Annotated in this window: 17 protein-coding genes; 11 read left to right on the top strand and 6 right to left on the bottom strand. The window is 54.4% G+C overall.

The features are described from left to right. Positions 1 to 35 precede the first annotated feature (35 nt). On the bottom strand, positions 36 to 1064 hold the full coding sequence (gene epmB / locus L579_RS10455; RefSeq protein ID WP_021184223.1) for an EF-P beta-lysylation protein EpmB: 1029 nt from the start codon (positions 1062 to 1064) through the stop codon (positions 36 to 38). 41 nt (positions 1065 to 1105) lie between these two features. On the opposite strand from epmB, the gene efp reads away from it, so the two are divergent. The 4 genes from efp to epmA all read left to right on the top strand — a co-directional run bounded on the left by efp (position 1106) and on the right by epmA (position 3273). After that, the gene (gene efp / locus L579_RS10460) at positions 1106 to 1672 is read left to right on the top strand and encodes an elongation factor P (RefSeq protein WP_021184224.1); all 567 of its coding nucleotides are present in this window, start codon (positions 1106 to 1108) and stop codon (positions 1670 to 1672) included. A 55-nt stretch (positions 1673 to 1727) separates the two neighbouring features. Next, complete coding sequence (locus tag L579_RS10465; protein ID WP_013507637.1) at positions 1728 to 1859, top strand: entericidin A/B family lipoprotein; 132 nt, start codon at positions 1728 to 1730, stop codon at positions 1857 to 1859. Positions 1860 to 1961: 102 nt separating this feature from the next. Then, positions 1962 to 2096: an entericidin A/B family lipoprotein gene (locus tag L579_RS10470; protein ID WP_021184225.1), complete on the top strand. Its 135-nt coding sequence runs from the start codon at positions 1962 to 1964 to the stop codon at positions 2094 to 2096. 199 nt (positions 2097 to 2295) lie between these two features. Next, positions 2296 to 3273 carry an elongation factor P--(R)-beta-lysine ligase gene (gene epmA, locus L579_RS10475; protein ID WP_021184226.1) on the top strand — a complete coding sequence of 326 codons (978 nt, stop codon included), beginning with the start codon at positions 2296 to 2298 and terminating at the stop codon, positions 3271 to 3273. Between the two features lie 86 nt (positions 3274 to 3359). On the opposite strand, the gene degS is transcribed toward epmA, so the two are convergent. The 3 genes from degS to zapG form a co-directional block, all read right to left on the bottom strand. After that, complete coding sequence (gene degS / locus L579_RS10480; RefSeq protein ID WP_021184227.1) at positions 3360 to 4421, bottom strand: outer membrane-stress sensor serine endopeptidase DegS; 1062 nt, start codon at positions 4419 to 4421, stop codon at positions 3360 to 3362. Positions 4422 to 4507: 86 nt separating this feature from the next. Further along, a complete protein-coding gene (gene degQ, locus L579_RS10485; RefSeq protein WP_036626367.1) occupies positions 4508 to 5878 on the bottom strand; it encodes a serine endoprotease DegQ in 1371 nt (456 codons plus the stop codon). 106 nt (positions 5879 to 5984) lie between these two features. Continuing rightward, on the bottom strand, positions 5985 to 6389 hold the full coding sequence (zapG, locus tag L579_RS10490; protein ID WP_021184229.1) for a Z-ring associated protein ZapG: 405 nt from the start codon (positions 6387 to 6389) through the stop codon (positions 5985 to 5987). 184 nt (positions 6390 to 6573) lie between these two features. Here zapG and zapE point away from each other — a divergent pair, with 184 nt between their 5' ends. The 6 genes from zapE to sspB all read left to right on the top strand — a co-directional run bounded on the left by zapE (position 6574) and on the right by sspB (position 10231). Next, on the top strand, positions 6574 to 7701 hold the full coding sequence (zapE, locus tag L579_RS10495; RefSeq protein ID WP_021184230.1) for a cell division protein ZapE: 1128 nt from the start codon (positions 6574 to 6576) through the stop codon (positions 7699 to 7701). 235 nt (positions 7702 to 7936) lie between these two features. Next, complete coding sequence (gene rplM, locus L579_RS10500) at positions 7937 to 8365, top strand: 50S ribosomal protein L13 (protein WP_013507644.1); 429 nt, start codon at positions 7937 to 7939, stop codon at positions 8363 to 8365. Between the two features lie 15 nt (positions 8366 to 8380). Further along, positions 8381 to 8773 (top strand): 30S ribosomal protein S9, encoded by a 393-nt coding sequence (gene rpsI, locus L579_RS10505; RefSeq protein ID WP_013507645.1) that lies wholly within the window; start codon positions 8381 to 8383, stop codon positions 8771 to 8773. A 24-nt stretch (positions 8774 to 8797) separates the two neighbouring features. After that, positions 8798 to 8932 (top strand): hypothetical protein, encoded by a 135-nt coding sequence (locus L579_RS24280; RefSeq protein ID WP_021184231.1) that lies wholly within the window; start codon positions 8798 to 8800, stop codon positions 8930 to 8932. Positions 8933 to 9100: 168 nt separating this feature from the next. Further along, positions 9101 to 9742: a stringent starvation protein SspA gene (gene sspA / locus L579_RS10510; protein ID WP_021184232.1), complete on the top strand. Its 642-nt coding sequence runs from the start codon at positions 9101 to 9103 to the stop codon at positions 9740 to 9742. Between the two features lie 3 nt (positions 9743 to 9745). After that, the gene (gene sspB, locus L579_RS10515; protein WP_013507647.1) at positions 9746 to 10231 is read left to right on the top strand and encodes a ClpXP protease specificity-enhancing factor; all 486 of its coding nucleotides are present in this window, start codon (positions 9746 to 9748) and stop codon (positions 10229 to 10231) included. 38 nt (positions 10232 to 10269) lie between these two features. Here sspB and L579_RS10520 read toward each other — a convergent pair whose 3' ends face one another. Both L579_RS10520 and L579_RS10525 read right to left on the bottom strand, forming a co-directional pair. Further along, positions 10270 to 12027, bottom strand: coding sequence for a sulfite reductase subunit alpha (locus L579_RS10520; RefSeq protein ID WP_021184233.1), 1758 nt, complete (start codon positions 12025 to 12027; stop codon positions 10270 to 10272). Positions 12028 to 12090: 63 nt separating this feature from the next. Further along, the gene (locus tag L579_RS10525; protein ID WP_021184234.1) at positions 12091 to 17622 is read right to left on the bottom strand and encodes a glutamate synthase-related protein; all 5532 of its coding nucleotides are present in this window, start codon (positions 17620 to 17622) and stop codon (positions 12091 to 12093) included. 902 nt (positions 17623 to 18524) lie between these two features. On the opposite strand from L579_RS10525, the gene arcB reads away from it, so the two are divergent. Then, complete coding sequence (gene arcB, locus L579_RS10535; protein ID WP_021184235.1) at positions 18525 to 20858, top strand: aerobic respiration two-component sensor histidine kinase ArcB; 2334 nt, start codon at positions 18525 to 18527, stop codon at positions 20856 to 20858. Positions 20859 to 21129 lie beyond the last annotated feature (271 nt).

Below are 21129 nucleotides of genomic sequence, written 5' to 3' on the forward strand. Positions count from 1 at the left end.
GTGCGATAAATCGCGCCGCTATGGTTGGTTGTTATCTATTCCTGTCGTAACTGCAAATCGAGTGGTGTTTTACTCGGTTCTCCGCCGATTTCTCGTGCCAGCTTCGGCACCATATATCCCGACACCATCGTCAGCAATTCGCGCACCAGCGCACGCGCTTCATCGTCCGGGACAAAGAAGTGCGCTGCGCCTTGCACCTTATCCAGTACGTGCAGGTAATAAGGCAGAATGCCAGCATCAAAGAGCGCGTTGCTGAGATCGGCCAGCTGTTCCGCATTATCGTTAACGCCGCGCAGCAGCACGCTCTGGTTCAGCAGCGTGACACCTGCTCGCTTCAGCATTTGCATACCGTAGCGCAATTCCTCATCGATCTCCTGCGCATGGTTGATATGGCTCACCAGCAGCACCTGCAAACGGGTATTCGCCAGTAGCTGGCACAATCCCTCGGTGATGCGGGCCGGAATCACCACTGGCAGACGACTGTGAATGCGTAGACGTTTCAGATGCGGGATTCTCTCCAGCGCTGCAATCAACCATGCCAGCTCATGATCTTTCGCCATCAGCGGATCACCACCGGAGAAAATAATCTCGTCCAGTTCGGGGTGATCGGCAATGTAGTCAATGGCGGCCTGCCAGTTACGCTTATTGCCCTGATTGTCCTGATAAGGGAAGTGACGACGGAAGCAGTAGCGGCAATTGACGGCACAGCCGCCTTTTACCAACAACAGCGCGCGGTTTCTATACTTATGCAGTAAACCCGGCACCACGCTGCTTTGTTCATCCAGCGGGTCGGTGCTGTAACCGGGCGCATCATTGAATTCCTGACGGCTGGTTAACACTTGCAACAGTAGCGGGTCCTGCGCATCACCGATTTTCATGCGCTGAATGAACGCTCGCGGCACGCGCAGGGCAAAAAGTCGCCTTGCTTCAGTGCCTTCAGCCAATTCGGCATGGTGCTCGAGAGCTAAAAGTTGCAGTAATTCAGCGGGATCGGTGACAACATCAGCAAGTTGCTGCAACCAATCTTCTCTGGAAGGGGGATTTAGGGTTACAATGTGTGCCATTTTTTTGGCTATTACCAGTTCAATATTTACAGAGGGCCTTTATGGCGACTTATCTTAGCAACGATTTTCGTTCCGGTCTTAAAATCATGTTCGAAGGCGAACCGTATGCCATCGAATCAAGTGAATTCGTTAAGCCGGGTAAAGGCCAGGCGTTTGCACGCGTAAAAATGCGTCGTCTGCTGACCGGTTCTCGCGTTGAGAAAACCTTCAAATCAACTGACTCTGCCGAAGGCGCAGACGTGGTTGATATGACCCTGCAATACTCATACAACGACGGTGACTTCTTCTACTTCATGCACCCGGAAAGCTTCGAGCAGTATCAGGTTGAAGCTAAGGTGCTGGACGACGTGCAGAAGTGGTTGCAGGATAACGCCGATTGTATCGTTACCCTGTGGAACAACAAAGCCATTGCTGTTCAGCCGCCGAACTTCATCGAAGCTGAAGTTATCGAAACCGATCCAGGCCTGAAGGGTGATACCGCAGGTACGGGTGGTAAGCCGGCTACGCTGGCAACTGGCGCCGTAGTTAAAGTGCCGTTGTTCGTGCAGATTGGCGAAGTGGTAAAAGTGGATACCCGCTCTGGCGAATACGTTTCTCGCGTAAAATAATCGTCAAATCAGGCGCATCCTTCGATGCGCCTTTTTTCTAAGTGAGTTCAGAATAATGAAAAAGCTGGCAAAATTCGTCGCCTTTGCGTTGCTGGTCTCCTCGGCATTGAGTGCCTGCAACACCTTCCACGGCTTCGGTGAAGATGTCTCCCATTTGGGTGGCGCAATTTCACGAGCGGCCAAGTAAGCGCCTACACATCTCCTTTTTCTGTGCCCGACACCGCAGCGTTGCGTTTAGGGACTATGCTTTAAAAGCTGTACTTTTACTGCAACCAAAAAGGATATTGTTATGTTAAAGAAAAGTATTGTCGCGATTTTCTCGGTACTGGTGCTTTCCTCTCTGCTTTCTGCCTGCAACACCACCCGTGGTGTAGGGGAAGATGTAGAAGCAGGTGGCAAGGCGATTCAACGCAGCACGCAGTAATGTGTGACCGGTGCGGAACACGTTTCGTACCGGCTTTTCTCATATCCCGACTTTATCCCAAACATTCCCTTCTCCTGTCGTTGCTGCTGTTAAACCGCCTGACCCTATGGTGATATTGGGGCTGTAAGCGTGGCAGCGTTGTCTGTCATCGCCAATACGGGTAGACTTCCACCCCTTATCTGTATAAGGAGTCATCAACATGAGCGAAACGGCAAGCTGGCAGCCGAGCGCACCCATTGCCAATTTGTTGAAACGTGCCGCTATCATGGCGGAAATCAGACGTTTCTTTGCCGATCGCGGCGTGCTGGAGGTCGATACCCCGGCGATGAGCCAGGCGACTATCACTGACATCCATCTGGTGCCTTTCCAGACGCGTTTTGTTGGCCCAGGTGCTAGCGAAGGTCGCGATCTCTGGCTGATGACCAGCCCGGAATACCATATGAAACGCCTGCTGGCAGCGGGCAGCGGTCCGATTTATCAGCTGGGCCGGAGCTTCCGCAATGAGGAAGCCGGACGCCATCACAACCCTGAATTCACCATGCTGGAGTGGTATCGTCCCCATTACGATATGTACCGGCTGATGAATGAGGTTGATGATCTGCTGCAACAAGTGCTGGAGTGCGATAGCGCGGAGTCCCTTTCGTACCAGCAGGCATTTATTCGTCATCTGGAGCTGGACCCGTTATCTGCTGATAAAGCGCAACTGCGCGAAGCGGCGGAGAAGTTGGGCGATGGCGAGCTGGCGCGTGATGAAGACGATCGCGACACCTTATTGCAACTGCTGTTTATGCTGGGTGTTGAACCTAAGATTGGCATCGATAAGCCAACCTTCGTTTATCACTTCCCGGCCAGCCAGGCGGCTCTGGCAGAGATCAGTACCGAAGATCACCGCGTCGCGGAGCGTTTTGAGGTGTATTACAAAGGGGTCGAGTTGGCGAACGGTTTCCGTGAGTTAACCGACAGCCGTGAACAACGTCAGCGTTTTGAGCAGGATAACCGCCGTCGCGCGGCGCGTGGACTGCCACAGCATCCGATCGATACCAACCTGCTGGATGCGTTGAAGCACGGGATGCCGGCCTGTTCAGGCGTGGCGTTGGGCGTGGACCGTTTGATTATGCTGGCGCTGAAAGCCAACTCGTTGAGCGAAGTGATCGCTTTCCCGGTCGACCGCTGCTAGTAGACGATCCGTAGCGGCGCGATTTATCGCGTAATGTCGTGCGCAACGCCGAAATAAACGCGCGATAAATCGCACCGCTACAACCATCAATTACCGCTTTGCGGGAATTCCTCGATAGTCACCGGCAGACTCATCTTCTGCTCGTTGCGCAGCACCTGCACATCAATCACGGATCCGGGGCGAATCTCCGCTACCTGGTCCATAGTTTCCTGTGCGGAAACCGCCGGTTTACCATTGACGCTAAGCAGGACATCGTTAGCCTGAATCCCGGCACGATCGGCGGGACCACCCGGCGTCACTTCGCTGACAATGATGCCCTGCACGCGATCCAGGCTGCTGCCCTGACCATGTAACGGCGGCAGTTCACGCCCGGTAATGCCGATATATCCACGGATCACCCGACCATCACGAATCAGTTTATCCATGATTTTAGTCGCCAGCGCCGTTGGAATGGCAAAACCAATGCCTTCCGGCGTCTCGCCATCGTTGCTTTTATCAAACGTCAGGGTGTTGATCCCCATCAGTTCGCCCAGCGAGTTGATCAGTGCGCCACCTGAGTTGCCCTGGTTGATCGAGGCATCGGTTTGCAGGAAGTTCTGGCGGCCGGAAGAACTGAGGCCGACGCGGCCGGTGGCGCTAATGATGCCCTGCGTCACGGTCTGTCCGAGGTTGTAAGGGTTGCCGATAGCCATCACCACGTCGCCAATGTGGGGCACGCGTTTAGCGTTAATCGGGATCACCGGCAGATTGGTGGCACTGATTTTCAGCACCGCCAGGTCGGTCATGGCATCGGAACCGACCAGCGTCGCTTCAAAGAAACGGCCATCCTGTAACGCGACGATAATCTGGTCAGCGTTATTGATGACGTGTTTGTTGGTAAGAATGTAGCCTTTTCCGTTCATGATCACGCCGGAACCCAGCGTGGTGATACCGCGATTGTTGTTGCCATGCGCGCTACGGTTATAGACGTTGACCACCGCAGGCACAGCACGACGCACACCCTGGTTAAAGCTGAAGGGTGCTTCATCATTGCTGCTGTCATGTTCAATCAGGGCACTGGTGCCCATGCGGAGTGTAGGGATCGCTGCCAGCAAAATGCCCGCAACGATCAGGCCCATCACCACAGAACGCAAAAGTTTAAGAAACATGGTGTTAGTTTAAGCCGGATAAGATCGCAGGGCAGAATAACATGAGAAAGACGGACAAACACCTGCTTGTCCGTCTGTTGAGATGATTATCGCAAGAGCAGGTAGATACTTTCGTCGCCGCGCACTACATTCAACGCCAGCACAGGCGGTTTTGTCTCCAGCACTTTGCGCATTTCCGCCAGGCTTTCCACCCGGTTACGGTTCACGCCAACGATCACATCATCTTTTTGCAGACCAACCTGTTCCGCGGGTGTGCCTTTTTCGATGGTGTCGACTTTCACGCCTTTATCACCGGTCTTGGTGGTGCCATCACTGAGGGTGGCGCCCTGGAGGGCCGGGGAGAGAAGCTGAGCGCTGGCGGTGGTTTGCGCGCTCTGATCCAGCGTGACGTTGACGCTGATTGGCTTACCGTCACGCAGCAGCCCCAATTTGACTTGCTGACCCGGTGGCGTGGTGCCGATTTTTACCCGCAATTCGGCAAAGCTGGTAATCGGTTTGTCATTCACGGAAGTGATAATATCGCCCGCCTTGATCCCGGCTTTCTCCGCCGCTGACTTTGGCAGCACTTCAGAAACGAATGCGCCGCGTTGTGCATCAACATTGAAGGCTTTCGCCATGTCGGCGGTCATTTCCGTGCCTTTAATGCCCAACTGTCCACGTTTGACTTCGCCAAACTGAATCAGCTGCTGAGCCAGGTTCATCGCCATATTGCTGGGAATGGCAAAGCCGATACCGATATTGCCGCCGCTGGAGGCCAGAATCGCGGTGTTGATACCGATCAGCTCGCCATTCAGGTTAACCAACGCACCACCGGAGTTGCCCCGGTTAATCGCGGCATCGGTCTGAATAAAGTTTTCCAACCCTTCCAGATTCAGGCCGCTACGGCCCAACGCTGAAATAATGCCCGAGGTGGCGGTTTGACCAAGGCCAAACGGGTTACCAATGGCGACCGCGAAATCACCGACTTTGAGGGTGTCGGAATCGGCGATTTTTACCTGCGTCAGGTTTTTCGCGCCCTGTACCTGAATCAACGCAATATCCGTCTGCTCGTCATGGCCGATCAGTTTGGCGTCATATTCGCTGCCGTCGCTCAGTTGAACGCTGATTTTGTCTGCGCCGTTGACGACATGGTTATTGGTCAGGATATAGCCTTTCGCGGCGTCGATAATGACACCCGAACCCAGGCCTTCAAAAGGCTGTGGTTGATTTTGTCCCGGCATCTGGCCAAAGAAGCGTTTCAGCGGTTCAGGTAAATCCTGACCCTGAGCCGCGGTTTCGGTGCCCTCTACGTGGACGCTGACCACGGCAGGCAACACTTTTTCCAGCATCGGTGCCAGGCTCGGCAGTGGCTGTCCCTGGATTTGCGCCGGGAGAGTCGCCAGTGCAGCCGGGGTGGCGGCCAGACTCATCCCAATGCTCAAGGCTAATGCGCTTAACAGTCGTGCTTGTTTTTTCATTGCTACAACGCTCTCGCTGCGAAAAGGGGATTAAAAAAGTGTGACAGTTGTTTGGGGTAAGGGTTCGACAAACAAAAAGGGCACAGCGTTGCTGTGCCCCAAAAGATTAATTACGCGGTGCGCGATCGCCGCCACGTAACAGGCCGGATGCGCCTTCGGAGTAATCACGCGGGATCTGCACCGGTGCCTGATCGTTATCCGCTTCGGCTTCCGTTAGCTGGTAAGCAAACGGGTTTTTCTCGCCCGGCAGATTTGGCAACAGGTCGTTAGAACCTTTCGCCATATGCTGATACAGCTGGCGGTAATCACGCGCCATGTTATCCAGCAATTCTGCACTGCGTGCAAAATGGTTGGTCAGCTCTTCACGATAATCCGCCAGCTCTGCTTTGGATTTTTCCAGTTCGTACTGCATGGTGCGCTGTTCGCGCAGTTTCTTGTTGCCAAAACGCATTGCGACTGCGCCGACAATAATGCCAATCACTAAACCAATCAGCCCGTATTCCCAGGTCATAATGACTCCCGTGTAATTTCCGTTGCTTCGTAGGGCATTGCTTCTGCTTCAACTTCAATAACAGCCACTATACCCGTTAATCGATTGGAAGTGGAACTCTGGAGCGGCATCGCTTAGTGTAGAGCGGCCTAATTTTCGACAACCGACTTGTGAATCGGACTTTTTCAGGGACTCTGAGAGAACCATGCAAACCTCATCTCCGCTTGCGCGCTATGAGCAAGCGCTGTCACAGGGTGAATTTCGCCCGGATGACGTACAACGGGAAGCGATTACCCGCTTAGATGCCATTCAGCAAGGATTGGTCGCGCGCCAGCAAACCACGCCGCCAGCCAGTAAAGGCTTGTTTGGTCGTCTTTCTAAGCTGATGAATAAAGAAAAAAGCAGTAAAGAAGCGCCGGTGCGCGGCCTGTATATGTGGGGCGGGGTAGGACGCGGCAAAACCTGGGTGATGGACCTGTTTTTTCAGTCTATTCCTGGCGATCGCAAATTACGCCTGCACTTTCACCGTTTCATGCTGCGTGTCCATGAAGAATTGACGCAATTGCAGGGGCACAGTGACCCGCTGTTGATTGTTGCCGATCGCTTCAAGGCTGAAACCGACATTCTGTGCTTTGACGAATTTTTTGTTTCCGATATCACCGACGCCATGCTGCTCGGCACCTTGATGGAAGCGCTGTTTGAACGGGGTATTGCGCTGGTCGCTACCTCGAACATCCCACCCGATGATCTCTACCGCAACGGTTTGCAACGTGCGCGCTTTCTGCCGGCGATTGAGCAAATTAAGCGTCATTGTGACGTGATGAACGTTGATGCGGGAATCGATTATCGTCTGCGTACCCTGACGTCGGCGCATTTGTGGAGCTTCCCGCTCAACGACGAGACGCATGCGGAAATGGAGCGCATGTTCCGTGCCCTGTCGGGTAAACCGCGCAGTGACGCGCCAGTGCTGGAGATTAACCATCGTCAGATGCCGACGCTGGGGGTACAGGATGGCGTGTTGGCGATTGATTTCCTGACGCTCTGTGGCGAAGGACGCAGCCAGCATGACTATATCGAGCTGTCGCGCCGCTTCCACAGCGTTTTGCTGTATGATGTGCCGGTGATGATTTACAAGACGGAAGACCAGGCACGCCGCTTCCTCGCGTTGGTGGATGAGTTCTACGAACGTCATGTGAAACTGGTGGTGGCGGCTGAAACCTCGTTGTTTGAGATTTATCAGGGCACGCGTTTGAAGTTTGAATATCAACGCTGCCTGTCGCGTTTGCAGGAGATGCAGAGCGAAGAATACCTGCGCCTGCCGCATTTACCCTGATGCAACGCAAAAAACCTGACGTGGGGCGTAAAAAGGTTCGATCTTTGTGGTCGACTTCTCTATAATCTTGCGACCCCACGTTACGGCAAAGGTTTTTCTTCCCAGGAACCTTTGTGATCCGGTAACTCTACCTGAGGGGGTGGGCTTGCTGGGCGAAATGGTCGTGTGAGCCTCAATCGTTAACTTGGCGTTTGGGATTTCACCAACGTGTAACTTTATTTGGGTAAGCTTTTCAATGAAAACTTTTACAGCTAAACCAGAAACCGTCCAACGTGACTGGTATGTTGTTGACGCAACTGGCAAAACCTTGGGTCGCCTGGCGACTGAACTGGCGCGCCGTCTGCGTGGTAAGCACAAAGCGGAATACACTCCGCACGTTGATACCGGTGATTACATCATCGTTCTGAACGCAGAAAAAGTTGCTGTAACTGGCAACAAGCGTAACGACAAGATTTACTATCACCACACTGGTCACATCGGTGGTATCAAGCAGGCGACCTTCGAAGAGATGATTGCCCGCCGTCCTGAGCGTGTGATTGAAATCGCGGTTAAAGGCATGCTGCCGAAAGGCCCGCTGGGTCGTGCTATGTACCGTAAACTGAAAGTTTACGCAGGCAACGAGCACAACCATGCGGCGCAGCAACCGCAAGTTCTTGACATTTAATCGGGATTACAGGCAATGGCTGAAACTCAAAACTACGGCACTGGTCGCCGCAAAAGCTCATCCGCTCGCGTCTTTATCAAGCCGGGTAGCGGTAACATCGTAATTAACCAGCGCTCTCTGGAGCAGTACTTCGGTCGCGAGACTGCACGCATGGTCGTGCGTCAGCCGCTGGAGCTGGTTGATCTGGTTGGTAAACTGGACCTGTACATCACCGTTAAAGGTGGTGGTATCTCTGGTCAGGCAGGTGCGATCCGTCACGGTATCACCCGCGCTCTGATGGAGTACGACGAGTCTCTGCGTTCTGAACTGCGTAAAGCGGGCTTCGTTACCCGTGATGCGCGTCAGGTTGAACGTAAGAAAGTCGGTCTGCGTAAAGCACGCCGTCGTCCGCAGTTCTCCAAACGTTAATTGTTGCTGCTTCGGCAGTGTCAGTTGGCACAAAAAACCCGCTTCGGCGGGTTTTTTGCTTTTTCCGGACAGGAATTGCCGCCACAAAAACGCGAGCTTTGCCCGCATTTTGCCTGCAAATCACTTTCCACGCCCCACAAGCTGCTTAAAATCTGGTAAACTGACTGTCACTTTGCGCCCGCGAGCCGGAGCGTTGTGGATGTTTTTTCCGCCAGGATGGGCGAAAAATGCCGCAAACGCTGGCTGTGTGCGAATCTGATAAGCAGGTGAGTCGCCGTGTGGTTGGCTATTCGCAGTATTTTTTTGTGAACAAACTTGGAGGTTTTCATGGCTGTCGCTGCCAACAAACGTTCGGTAATGACGCTGTTTTCTGGTCCGACTGACATTTTCAGCCATCAGGTACGTATTGTACTGGCTGAGAAGGGCGTCAGCGTGGAGATCGAGCAGGTTGAAACGGATAACCTGCCGCAGGATCTGATTGACCTCAACCCGTACCGCACAGTACCAACGCTGGTAGATCGTGAACTGACGCTGTATGAATCTCGCATCATCATGGAATACCTTGATGAGCGTTTCCCGCATCCGCCGCTGATGCCTGTCTATCCGGTTGCCCGTGGTGAAAGCCGCCTGATGATGCACCGCATTGAGCAGGATTGGTACAGCCTGATGCGTATCATTGAAACCCGCACCGGTGCAGAAGCCGATGCCGCGCGTAAACAACTGCGTGAAGAGCTGCTGGCGATTGCACCGCTGTTCTCACGTACGCCGTTCTTTATGAGCGAAGAGTTCAGCCTGGTTGATTGCTATCTGGCGCCGCTGCTGTGGCGTTTGCCGTCTATGGGTGTTGAGCTGGCTGGCGCAGGTTCTAAAGAGCTGAAAGGCTACATGACCCGCGTATTTGAACGTGACTCTTTCCTCGCTTCACTGACCGAAGCAGAACGTGAAATGCGCCTTCAAGCCCGGGGCTAATCTATGGAAATGTCGCAACTAACGGCCCGTCGTCCCTACCTGCTGCGTGCGTTCTATGACTGGTTGCTTGATAACCAGTTAACGCCGCATTTGGTGGTCGACATTAATCTGCCTGGCGTGCAGGTGCCGCTGGAGTACGCGCGTGATGGTCAGATTGTGCTGAACATCGCTCCGCGTGCGGTAGGTAACCTGGAGCTGGGCAACGATCATGTCCAGTTCAACGCCCGCTTCGGTGGCGTGCCGCGTCAGGTCTCAGTACCGATGGCGGCGATTCTGGCTATCTACGCCCGTGAAAACGGCGCTGGCACCATGTTCGAACCAGAACCGGCCTATGAACTGGCTGCGCAGGATGAACTGGAAGGTCAGGAAGAAACCATGATGTCGGTGATTGATGGCGATCGTCCTGATGATTCGACTGACGATGAAACTCCGCCAGATGATGAGCCGCCGCCGCGTGGTGGTCGACCTTCACTGCGTGTGGTGAAATAAAAAACGGGCCAGATGGCCCGTTTTTTTATGCCTGCGTCTTAGTAGACGTCACGCAGATAGCGTTTATCTTTCTTCAACTGATCGACATAAGCTGCCGCACGTTCGCTGGACAGACCGCCAAACTGGCGTACCACTTCATACAGCGCCGCATCGACATCTTTCGCCATGCGTGATGCATCACCACACACGTAGAAGTAAGCACCGTCCTGCAACCAGGCATAAAGCTCAGCACCTTTCTCCAGCATACGATTCTGCACGTAAATCTTCTCTTCCTGATCGCGCGAGAACGCCAGATCAAGGTGAGTCAGCAGACCGCTTTGTTGCCACTCGTTCAGCTCATCCTGGTAGATGTAATCGTGTTCCTGATGCTGGTCACCAAAGAACAACCAGTTTTTGCCTTCGGCACCGGTGGCCTGGCGCTCCTGCAAGAAGGCACGGAACGGTGCAATACCGGTACCCGGCCCCACCATGATCAGCGGTGCCTTATTGTTGGCAGGGACGCGGAACGCTTTATTGGGCGAAATAAAGATTGCCGGTTTTTCGCCGCGACGTACACGCTCAGCCAGATAGGTAGAGCAGACACCGTTACGGGCGCGGCCACCACTGTGGTAACGCACTGAAGCGATGGTCAGATGCACCTGATTCGGATGGGCTTTCGAGCTGGAGGAGATGGAGTAAGCACGGTGTTGCAGCGGGCGCAGCATCGCGACAAATTCCGGCACCGAAAGGCTGCGCGTCAACTCCAGTTGCAGCAGGTCCAGCGTATCTTTGCCCCACAGCCACACGCCGAGGGTATCTTTGTCGTCGTGTTGCAGGACGTGGCGCAATTCCTGGTTAGTGGTGTTCTGGCCGACCCACTCAATCAGTTTGCGCGACGGCTCAGAGATTTCAAACTGGTAAGTCAGCAAATCGCCAAGATTACGCTCGAAGCCCGGCACTGGGGTTTCATAGTCTGCATTCAACTGGGTCAGCAGCAGCGTCACCAGCGCAGGGTCATTCACTGGGATTACGCCCAGTGCGTCGCCTGCTTCGTACTTTAGCCCGCTGTCCGTCAGGTCAAACTCGAAGTGACGGATATCTTTGCCGGACTGCTCGCCAGAAAGACGTTTGTTGGTCACCAATGCCGCAGCATAAGGATTCTGTTTGTTGCTGCCCGGAATGACCGGTGCTTCCGGTGCGCTTTCCAGCACCGTACCGCTGCTGCCCGCGCTGGCGGCAAACTGCGGCATGGCTCCACCGATCCATGTACTGGATGGCTCTTCGTAATCGATATCGCAGTCAATACGATCAACCACACGCTTCGCACCCAACTGTTCGAGGCGCATATCGATGAATTTACCGGCCTGGCAGAAACCGTCATAGCCGGTGTCGCCGATCGCCAGTACGGCGAAGTGCATCTGCTCCAGACGCGGCGCGGTGCTGGCAGAAATGGCCTGCCAGAACAGCTGAGCGTTGTCCGGCATTTCACCTTCACCGTAGGTGGAGGTGACGATCAGCACATGACGCATGGTGGCGAAGAGATCGATATCCACCTCACCCAACGCCTGCACCACAGGCACCAGGCCTTTGGCACGCGCGGCTTTCGCTGCGGTCTGGGCCAACGCTTCCGCGTTGCCCGTCTGTGAACCGAACAGGATATGCAGTTGGGTTGTCGTTGCAGCACCGGCCGCAGGGGCGGCCTGCTGCTTATCTTCTAACACCAACAGGCGTGAGTGGAGACCAGCGAGAAAACCCGCCAGCCAGTATTTCTGATCACCGTTAAACGGTGCATCTTCAGGAATGTAAGGAATCTTCATGGGTACTTTTACTCAATCCCGTTCATATTCAGTCAGTAATACACAAATCTGTTGATTCAGCTATCAGGATAATTTTCCGACAGCCGCCGCGATTTCTGGCAATGCCGCACGGGCAAACAACTCTTCAAAATCAGGCAGATGACCCAGCACCTCACGGTTACAGGCATCCTGATAGATGATCCAGCCATAGGTAGCCAGGCTGTCCATCGAACGGATGTTGCGTTGCGTCAGCGCGGCTTTGTAATCCGACATACGTTTGGACGCGATCAGGCTCGCCAGTTCATCATCGTTGTAGTTCTCGATAGCAGAGCGTGCATGACGTTGCAGCTTGCTTACCAGCGAGAAATCTTCTGTCATCAGCAGGTTACGTACCGCTTTCTCAACCGCCGGGTCTTCCACTGAAGTGCCTTTCGGCAGCTTGCTCAGTGCCAACTGCTGCGCGAAGCTCAGCACGGTATAGTTATTGAGCAGCACGAACATTTCAAGCGTATCGGTAGCACCGTAAGCCGGTACCGCGCCATCAGCGATGGTTTTGCCCGCACGCCAGGCTGATTTGAACTTCGCGACCTGATGCGCAGCCAGCGAGGTTGACAGTTCTTCCAGCAGATCCTTACGCGATTTCGCCTTCAGAATCTCACCACCGTCCTGATAGAGCAACAGCGAACGTGGCATGACATACACAAAGTGGTGGCACTCGGTTTCCCAGTTTGCCAGCAACCATGCGGCACGCGGTGAGTTAGTGGCTTCCAGATGCCAGTTCAGCATGGTCAGCACCGCTTGTTTGTGCACTTTCGCCATTTCGTCTTCATCAGCGATGGAGCCAAACAGCACCGAGTCTCCGGCGGCGTGTGCCGCCAGTGAGCCGTACGGGTCGTACTGGTAGGCAAAGCCGCCGCTCATGCCATTACCAAAGCCTTTACCGAAAGTACCGAGGTTGAGAATGGCACCGTTGGTCATGTATTCACAGCAGAAGTCACCCACGCCTTCAACCACGGCGGTTGCGCCAGAGTTACGTACGGCGAAACGGTCACCCGCCTGGCCTTGTACGAACAGACGTCCACCGGTGGCACCAAACAGGGCAAAGTTACCGATAAGCACGTTACCGTCGCTATCCTGTGCGCCGCCGCCCGGTGACATCACCACCAACTCGCCGCCACACTGACCTTTACCGACGCCATCGTTACAGGTGCCGTAGTGCTTCATCTGCATACCGTCGTTGCAGAATGCACCGAACGACTGACCGGCAGAGCCGGAGGTTTGGATCTGCACGGTGGCCGGTGCCAGGTAGTGGCGGCCACGGTCATCTTTCAGCACCGCCGGGATAGCGGCTTTTTGTTCGGCTGACAGTTCATGGTTCAGCATACGTTCGATATCAATGGCCAACTGACCACCGACGCTCTTGTTACGGTTGTTCAGCGTGATGCCTGCGCCAAGCGCGATCTCACGACTGCCTTTCGCGACCAGCTGATCTTTCAGCTCTTCAACCCAGCCGTTGTCCAGTTCGAAATCTTTTTCCAGATAGACGGGTTTAGCGATTTTCTGCTCTGGTACGACGGTCAGCATGGCGCGCAGGTCCAGTTTGCCGACTTCCAGCGGGTGATCCATCAGGTGCAGCAGATCTGAACGGCCGCGTGCTTCACGCAGTGAACGCAGGCCGAGGCGTGCGAGGAACTCACGTACTTCCTGTGCCACGTTGATGAAGTACTGGGCCAACTGACGCGGATCGCCATCAAAGGCTTCGGCGTTGGTCGTCAGACCGGCCGGGCATTTGACGTTACAGTTTTTCGCCATTACGCATTTCAGCATCATCAGCGCGGTCGTACCGAACTCGAAGCTGTCGCCACCGAGCAGGGCGGATTTGATCACGTCGCTGCCGGTTTGCTGCGCGCCAGAGCAACGCAGTTGTACTTTGTCACGCAGGCCGTTGGCACACAGCGCCTGATGCACCTCGGCGATGCCGATTTCCGCCACGCGGCCGGTGTATTTCAGGCTGGTAACCGATGCCGCACCAGTACCACCGGTGTTACCGGCGACGTTAATGACGTCAGCACCGGCTTTCGCTACGCCAACCGCGATGGTGCCGATACCTTCGGAAGACACCAGTTTAACGATGACGCGCACGCGTGCGGCTTTACAGTCGTGAATCAGCTGTGCCAAATCTTCGATAGAATAAGTGTCGTGATGCGGCGGTGGAGAAACCAGCTCCACACCCGGCGTACCGCCGCGTGCTGCGGCAATTTCTACCGTAACTTTCGGTGCCGGTAACTGACCGCCTTCGCCTGGTTTTGCCCCCTGGCCAATTTTGATCTCCAGCTCTTCCAGCATCGGATCGGCGAGGTAAGCCGCCCAGACGCCGAAGCGACCAGATGCCAACTGCTTGATGCGTGAGGCGCGGATGGTGCCGTGACGTGAATAGTGTTCACCACCTTCACCGCAGTTACTCATCCCGCCCACCATGTTGGTGCCGTGTGCGACGGCTTCATGCGCCGGGGCGACCAGTGCGCCGTGGCTCATCGCGCCAGAGGCAAAGGTACGGGTGATTTCGTGTGCAGGCTGAATCTCTTCCAGCGGCAGCGAAGGCAGCGCGGTGAAGATGCGTGACAGGTAGTCAGCCGCTTTACCGTAAGCGGTGACACTCAGCGCGCCATTCACGACTTCGCTTTTTTCGATTTCATCGGCAAAACGGGTTTTCAGCGCACGCGCCAGCGCAGCCAGACGCTCGCTTTCTGGTTTCAGACCGGCAATGGCATCAACCAGACGCAGCGTAAACTGGTTCAGGCTGCCATTAACCGCTTCGCATTGCAGACCACGGGTGGCGAAGCCATTGTTCACCAGCGAGTAGCGGCCCAGTTTGCGACCAAACTCTGCTTCGCTGTCGACGTGGGTCAAATCACATGGCAGCGCGAGGATATCACGCAGCGCCGCCGGACGACGTTTACGCTCGGCATACATCAGGCTGGAGAACTGGCGGTAATCCGGCGTGATAGTAAAGCTGTCGATGACATCATTCGGGATACGTTCGAAGCTGCTGTCTTTGAACGCTTCCGCTTTGATGTTGAACGCATTGTCCAGTTTCGCCAGCGTCATCAGACGGATAAAGTTGTCCTCTTCGCGGGCTTTATCCGCGAAGCGAATCGGCTGTTCCGTCATATCAATAAAGGTACGGACAGCGATGGTGCCATAGGAATGACCGGCACCCTCGGCGCGCTCTTTAAACAGGCCGAGTAACGGGACTTCCGCTTCACCCTGGATTTTCAGCGCGCTTTGATGCCAGTCCACCGCCATCTGGGCGATAGCCGGGAAGCCTGCGCCGCCAACCGGGGTTTTAATGTTCGGGAAATATTTCTTCAGCACCGGGTCTTCGGTATCGAGGAAGTTCGGTTCGAAGAATTCACCACAGCTGTAGCTTTCCACGGTACACAGGCCCACTTTGCCCATGGTTTTCATCAGCGCTTTTTCTGCGGCTTTGGCATAGCGTTTAAAGGCTTTGTTGCCTTCTTCACCTTCGCCGAATTTCTCTTCAGCACGCATTTGCACGCCGAGCGGATAAATAGCGGAGGCACCGAAGCCGAGTGCTGCGGCAATGTGGTGAGAAGAGATGCTCTGACCACTTTCGACCACCAGCGAGACATCCAGACGCAGGCCTTCCTGCACCAGACGCTGGTTGATGGCGGATACCATCAACAACATCGGGATCGCCGCATGGGTAGAGGAGATATGGCGGTCAGTCAGCACCGCGATTCCGCCCTGCTGACGAGCAAAGTCCACGACCTTCTGAGCCAGATCGTCGATGGCTTTTTCCAGTGCGGCAGCGTTGGCTGCACGGCTGACGATATCTTTACCGATTACCGGCTCGTACAGCATCTCAAAACGCTGATAAGGCGCAACTTTCTGCTCACGCAGACGCAGCATATCAAGGTGCGTCAGGATAGGCGTCGGAACGATGATCTGTTGGCCTTTGCTGCGGCCCAGATGCGGTTTGGCACCCAGAGCCACGCGCAGCGTCATGCCATCCGCTTCACGGATTGAATCGAGCGGTGGGTTCGTCACCTGCGCAAAGCGCTGCGAGAAGTAGTGCGCCATGCCGCCTTCATGATCGGACAAGCCGTTGATGGCATTGCCGTAACCCATCGCAGAGATTTTCTCAGCGCCGGTTTGCAGCATCGGGTCCATCATGAATTTGAAGCTTTCCTGGTTGTAGTAGTAGGCCACAAAACGCTGATAGGTTTTGAGGTCGCCACCATAACGCAGCGGTGAACCCAGTTTCTCTGCCGGGATCTCCGGCAGTTCATTCAGGTCGACACGCGCCGCGCTCAGCAGGGCAGGGTAATCTTTCTCAGTCGCCAGTTTTTCCAGTGCTTCTACGGTGGTGTAGGAGCGTTTTTCACGGTGATCGTAATACAGCATGCCGCCCGCTTCGATACGGCCACGACGCAGTACGCTTTCTGGCGGGAAGGCAATCTGGCCCGCTTCCGACATGGCACCGATATATTCAGCCGTTTCCACAGAACGCAGAGGACGCAGGCCGAGGCGGTCCAGACGTGCGCCGATCACTTCGCCGTTACCGAAGATCAGTGCTGCCGGGCCATCGTTCTTCTCTTCATACAATGAGAAGTATTCCAGCATGGCGCGCACTTCAGTGGAGAGCGAGGTGTCGTTCTCCCATGCTGGCGGCATCATGGAGACGACGGCATTGATCAGGTCGAGATTATCTTCCATCAGGCGGCTGTGGATGCTCTGGTCGAGACGTGAGCTGTCTGACTGGCCTTTCGGACGCACAATTTTTTTGCCGCGTGCCAGCGCCAGCGCTGATTCGGCAATGCGGTTTTTACGGTCTGTGTTCAATTCACCGTTATGCGCCATCAGACGGAACGGTTGCGCCATCGTGGTGTGCGGGTCGGTGTTGGTGGAGAAACGGGTATGGAAGAACAACCCACGCACCTGATGGTCCGGGTCGGTCAAATCTTTGAAGTATGGGATCACTTCGTTGGAATTCAGGCGTGCTTTAAATACCTGAGTGCGCGAGGAGAGCGACAGCGGATACAGACCGCCAAATTCGCTTTCAGTAAAGGCCTGCGCTTCAATGTCCAGCAGCGCACGATAGATGCGTTGCTCAAATTCGTTCTGGCTGGTGATGTCCTGTGGCGCAGCAAACACCCACTGCACAATCGGCAGCTGGAATTGCAGGGCGGCCGGGCGCGTTACGCTACCGTCCAGTGGCATGTCGCGTTTTACCAGCACCGGGAAGTTATAGGCGGCCAGCGTTTCTTCCACCAGACGCTCGGCGTTGGCACGCAGTTCGGCATCTTTCGGAACGAAGAAGTTACCCACGCCAAAACGGCCCGCTTCCAGCGGCTGACCGGTGATTTTCCGGAAGAAGTGCAGAGAAAGGTCGACGTTGACGCCTGCGCCATCGCCCACGCCTTCAGCTGACATCCCGCCACGGTGCGGCACGGTGCACAGCGCACTGTGTGCCATTTGCAGGATCTCATGAGTCTGCTCGCCGTCCTTACGGGTAATGAAACCTACACCACAGCTATCACTGCCCGCTGTTGGATCATACAAGCCATAGGGATTAGGTTTTTGAGTGGACATTGAGGTCTCCTTAAACTGCTTTTGACATTACCTGCATTATTTCAAGTACAGAGCACTGCTGAGTCAGCTCACAGGCGCTGTATCAATTTCTGCTCCGCTCGGCAATGAGCGGGCGTCGCAACACCGAGCAATTCCTCTCAAGACATAGTATGGACGTCCTTGATGAGCTGCTCTTTAATCCGGGTCTCTTAACTGGAGATAACTTGCATCTAGAGGGAGTCTTCTTGCTGCATAGATATGCCGAGACACTGGCCCGACAGGAAAGCATCCAGCGGAATTCCAACTTATCGGGAAAGCGTACTCAGGTCAAATAGCCAGCTTTATTGAGGGTAATATGCTTTTTTGTCGCTTAAGTTTATGATTTTTATTATTAATTTGGTGAAAAAGTTGACAGTGTACCCCCGCGTAATCCCGCAGGAAGTGTGAGCCGTCTCACTGTGGTGCAGCCATCAAATCTCTGCACCATGCTGGGGAAGGAAATGTTTTCAGCATAAAATGCTGTTTGGACCACTTCGTGCACAGGATGTATCTGTTTTTCTTATGGCGTCATATTTGAATCAGACCAGGGGTCGTCATTAGTAAAATTAATCATCAGAGGCGTGCTTAAAACAGCGCTTAAGTTGAATGGATATGCAAAAAGGAACAGCAACCATCGGACGATATGGCTGCCAGGGTATTGATTCGCACGAGGTGCTGAGAAATGGGCCGCAAAAGCGCGGCCCTCCAGATTATTCAGTTGGCGGAATTAGTCAAGCGCTTTCAGCATAATGGCGGGAACGTCGGCGAAATAGTCCGGCAATGCACCATAACGGGGCATAACCTCAGCGATTGGGTATGGGCAACCAGCGCGGAGCGCGGATAATTGCGCTATCATGAGCCAGATTTCGTTCAGGGAGCGGGTAATGAAACAGATTCGTCTTTTAGCGCAGTACTACGTTGATTTAATGGTCAAACTGGGACTGGTACGCTTTTCGCTACTGTTGGCTTCGGCACTGGTGGTGCTGGCGATGGTGGTCCAGATGGCCGTCACTATGGTCCTGCGCGGTCATGTTGAGAGCATTGATGTGGTGCGTTCGGTGTTCTTTGGTCTGCTGATTACCCCCTGGGCGGTCTATTTCCTCTCGGTCGTGGTTGATCAACTGGAAGAGTCGCGTCAGCGTCTCTCCCGCCTGGTGGATAAGCTGGAGGAGATGCGCACGCGCGATCTTGAGCTGAATCAGCAGATGAAAGAAACCATTACCCAGCTCAACCAGGAGATTGCCGACCGTATTAAAGCCGAACAGGCGCGTGAGCAGGTGATGGATAAACTGCGCGAAGAGATGGCCCGGCGTGAGCAGGCGCAGATTGAACTGGAGCAGCAATCCTCCTTCCTGCGATCATTCCTTGATGCGTCACCGGATCTGGTGTTCTACCGCAATATCGACAAGCAATTCTCCGGGTGTAACCGGGCGATGGAGCTGCTGACCGGATTGAGTGAGAAACAGCTGATTGGCCTGACGCCGCGCGATATTTACGACGAAGATGCCGCAACCAAGGTGCTGGAAACGGATGAAAAAGTATTCCGGCACAATGTCTCCCTGACTTACGAACAGTGGCTGCAATATCCCGATGGGCGTAAAGCCTGTTTCGAAATCCGTAAAGTGCCTTATTACGACCGCGTTGGGAAACGCAGTGGCCTGATGGGCTTTGGACGTGATATTACCGAGCGTAAGCGCTATCAGGACGCGCTGGAGAACGCCAGCCGTGAGAAAACCACCTTTATCTCAACTATCAGCCACGAGCTGCGTACGCCGCTTAACGGCATTGTTGGCCTGAGCCGCATTCTGTTGGATACCGACCTCAATCAGGAGCAGTTGAAGTACCTGAAAACCATTCACGTCTCCGCCATCACCCTGGGCAACATCTTTAATGATGTGATTGAGGTGGACAAAATCGAGCGACGTAAAGTGCAACTCGATAACCAACCGCTCGACTTTACCGGCTTCCTGGCGGACCTGGAAAACCTCTCTGGTCTGCTGGCACAGCCGAAAGGGCTAAAGTTTGTCATGTCGCCTGAACTGCCGTTGCCCCATAAAATTTCGGCGGATGGCACCCGACTGCGGCAGATCCTGTGGAATCTGATTGGTAACGCGGTGAAATTTACCCAGCAGGGCGAGATCGTGGTACGCGTTGCCTATCACCAGGATGAGACGCTGCATTTTGAGGTGGAAGACTCCGGCATGGGGATCCCACAAGAGGAACAGGACAAAATCTTCGCCATGTATTATCAGGTGAAAGATCAGCATGGTGGTAAACCCGCCACGGGCACGGGGATTGGACTGGCAGTATCACGTCGTCTGGCACAGGCGATGGGCGGCGATATCACGGTACGTAGTGTTCAGGGGCAGGGTTCCTGCTTCACCGTCGAGATCAAGGCACCACGGGTCGCGGAAGAGGTTGAGGACGACAATCTGGACGATGCGATGCCACTGCCGGCGTTGCATGTCCTGTTGGTTGAGGATATTGAACTGAACGTGATTGTGGCGCGTTCGGTGCTGGAGAAGCTCGGTTGTAGCGTGGAGGTGGCGATGACCGGCACCGCCGCGCTGGAGATGTTCGACCCGCAGGAGTTTGATTTGGTGCTGCTGGATATCCAGTTACCGGATATGACCGGCCTTGATGTGTCGCGTGCCATTCATCAGCGACATGCCGGAGAGATGCTGCCACCGTTAGTGGCTCTGACCGCCAACGTGCTGAAAGATAAAAAAGAGTATCTGGATGCCGGGATGGATGATGTGCTGAGCAAACCACTGGCCGTCCCTGCACTGACCGCGATGATCAAAAAGTTCTGGGATTATCAGGCGGAAACCGACGCCCCGATGGCTGAACCGTCAGAGGAGAAAAACCGGACGCTGCTGGATGTGCCCATGCTGGAACAGTATATCGAGCTGGTGGGGCCTGGGTTGATTACGCAAAGTCTGACGATGTTTGAAAAGATGATGCCAGGCTACCTCGACGTGCTTGACTCGAACATGATGGCGCGCGACCAGAAAGGCATTGCCGAAGAGGGTCACAAAATCAAAGGTGCAGCGGGTTCGGTCGGTTTGCTGCATCTGCAAAAGCTGGCTAAACAGATCCAGTCACCCGAATTGCCTGCGTGGTGGGACAACGTTCAGGAGTGGATCGACGAATTAAAACAAGAATGGCAGCATGACGTGAATGTCTTACGTGAATGGGTTGCAGCGCGGGAAAAGTAACAAGGACCAGAAAAAAATGACCCCAGTCGAAACCGGGGTGCGCGAATACTGCGCCAACACCAGGGAAAATGGCGCTGCTGCTATTATTTGAGGTCTATCCTGAGCAACAGCGTGGTATTGGTTAACGCTTCAAAACCACCTTAGCAAATTCGTCACCACTTGTGACAAGATTCATTAAATTGTGTGATGTTGAGCAGCGTTTAAATACAGAAAACATTAATTTGCTGACACAGTCAAGCAAGGAATCAATTTCTTTGACTCATTGCATTAA

The sequence above is a fragment of the Pantoea sp. AS-PWVM4 genome (genome assembly GCF_000468095.1).
Lineage (GTDB): Bacteria > Pseudomonadota > Gammaproteobacteria > Enterobacterales > Enterobacteriaceae > Pantoea > Pantoea phytobeneficialis.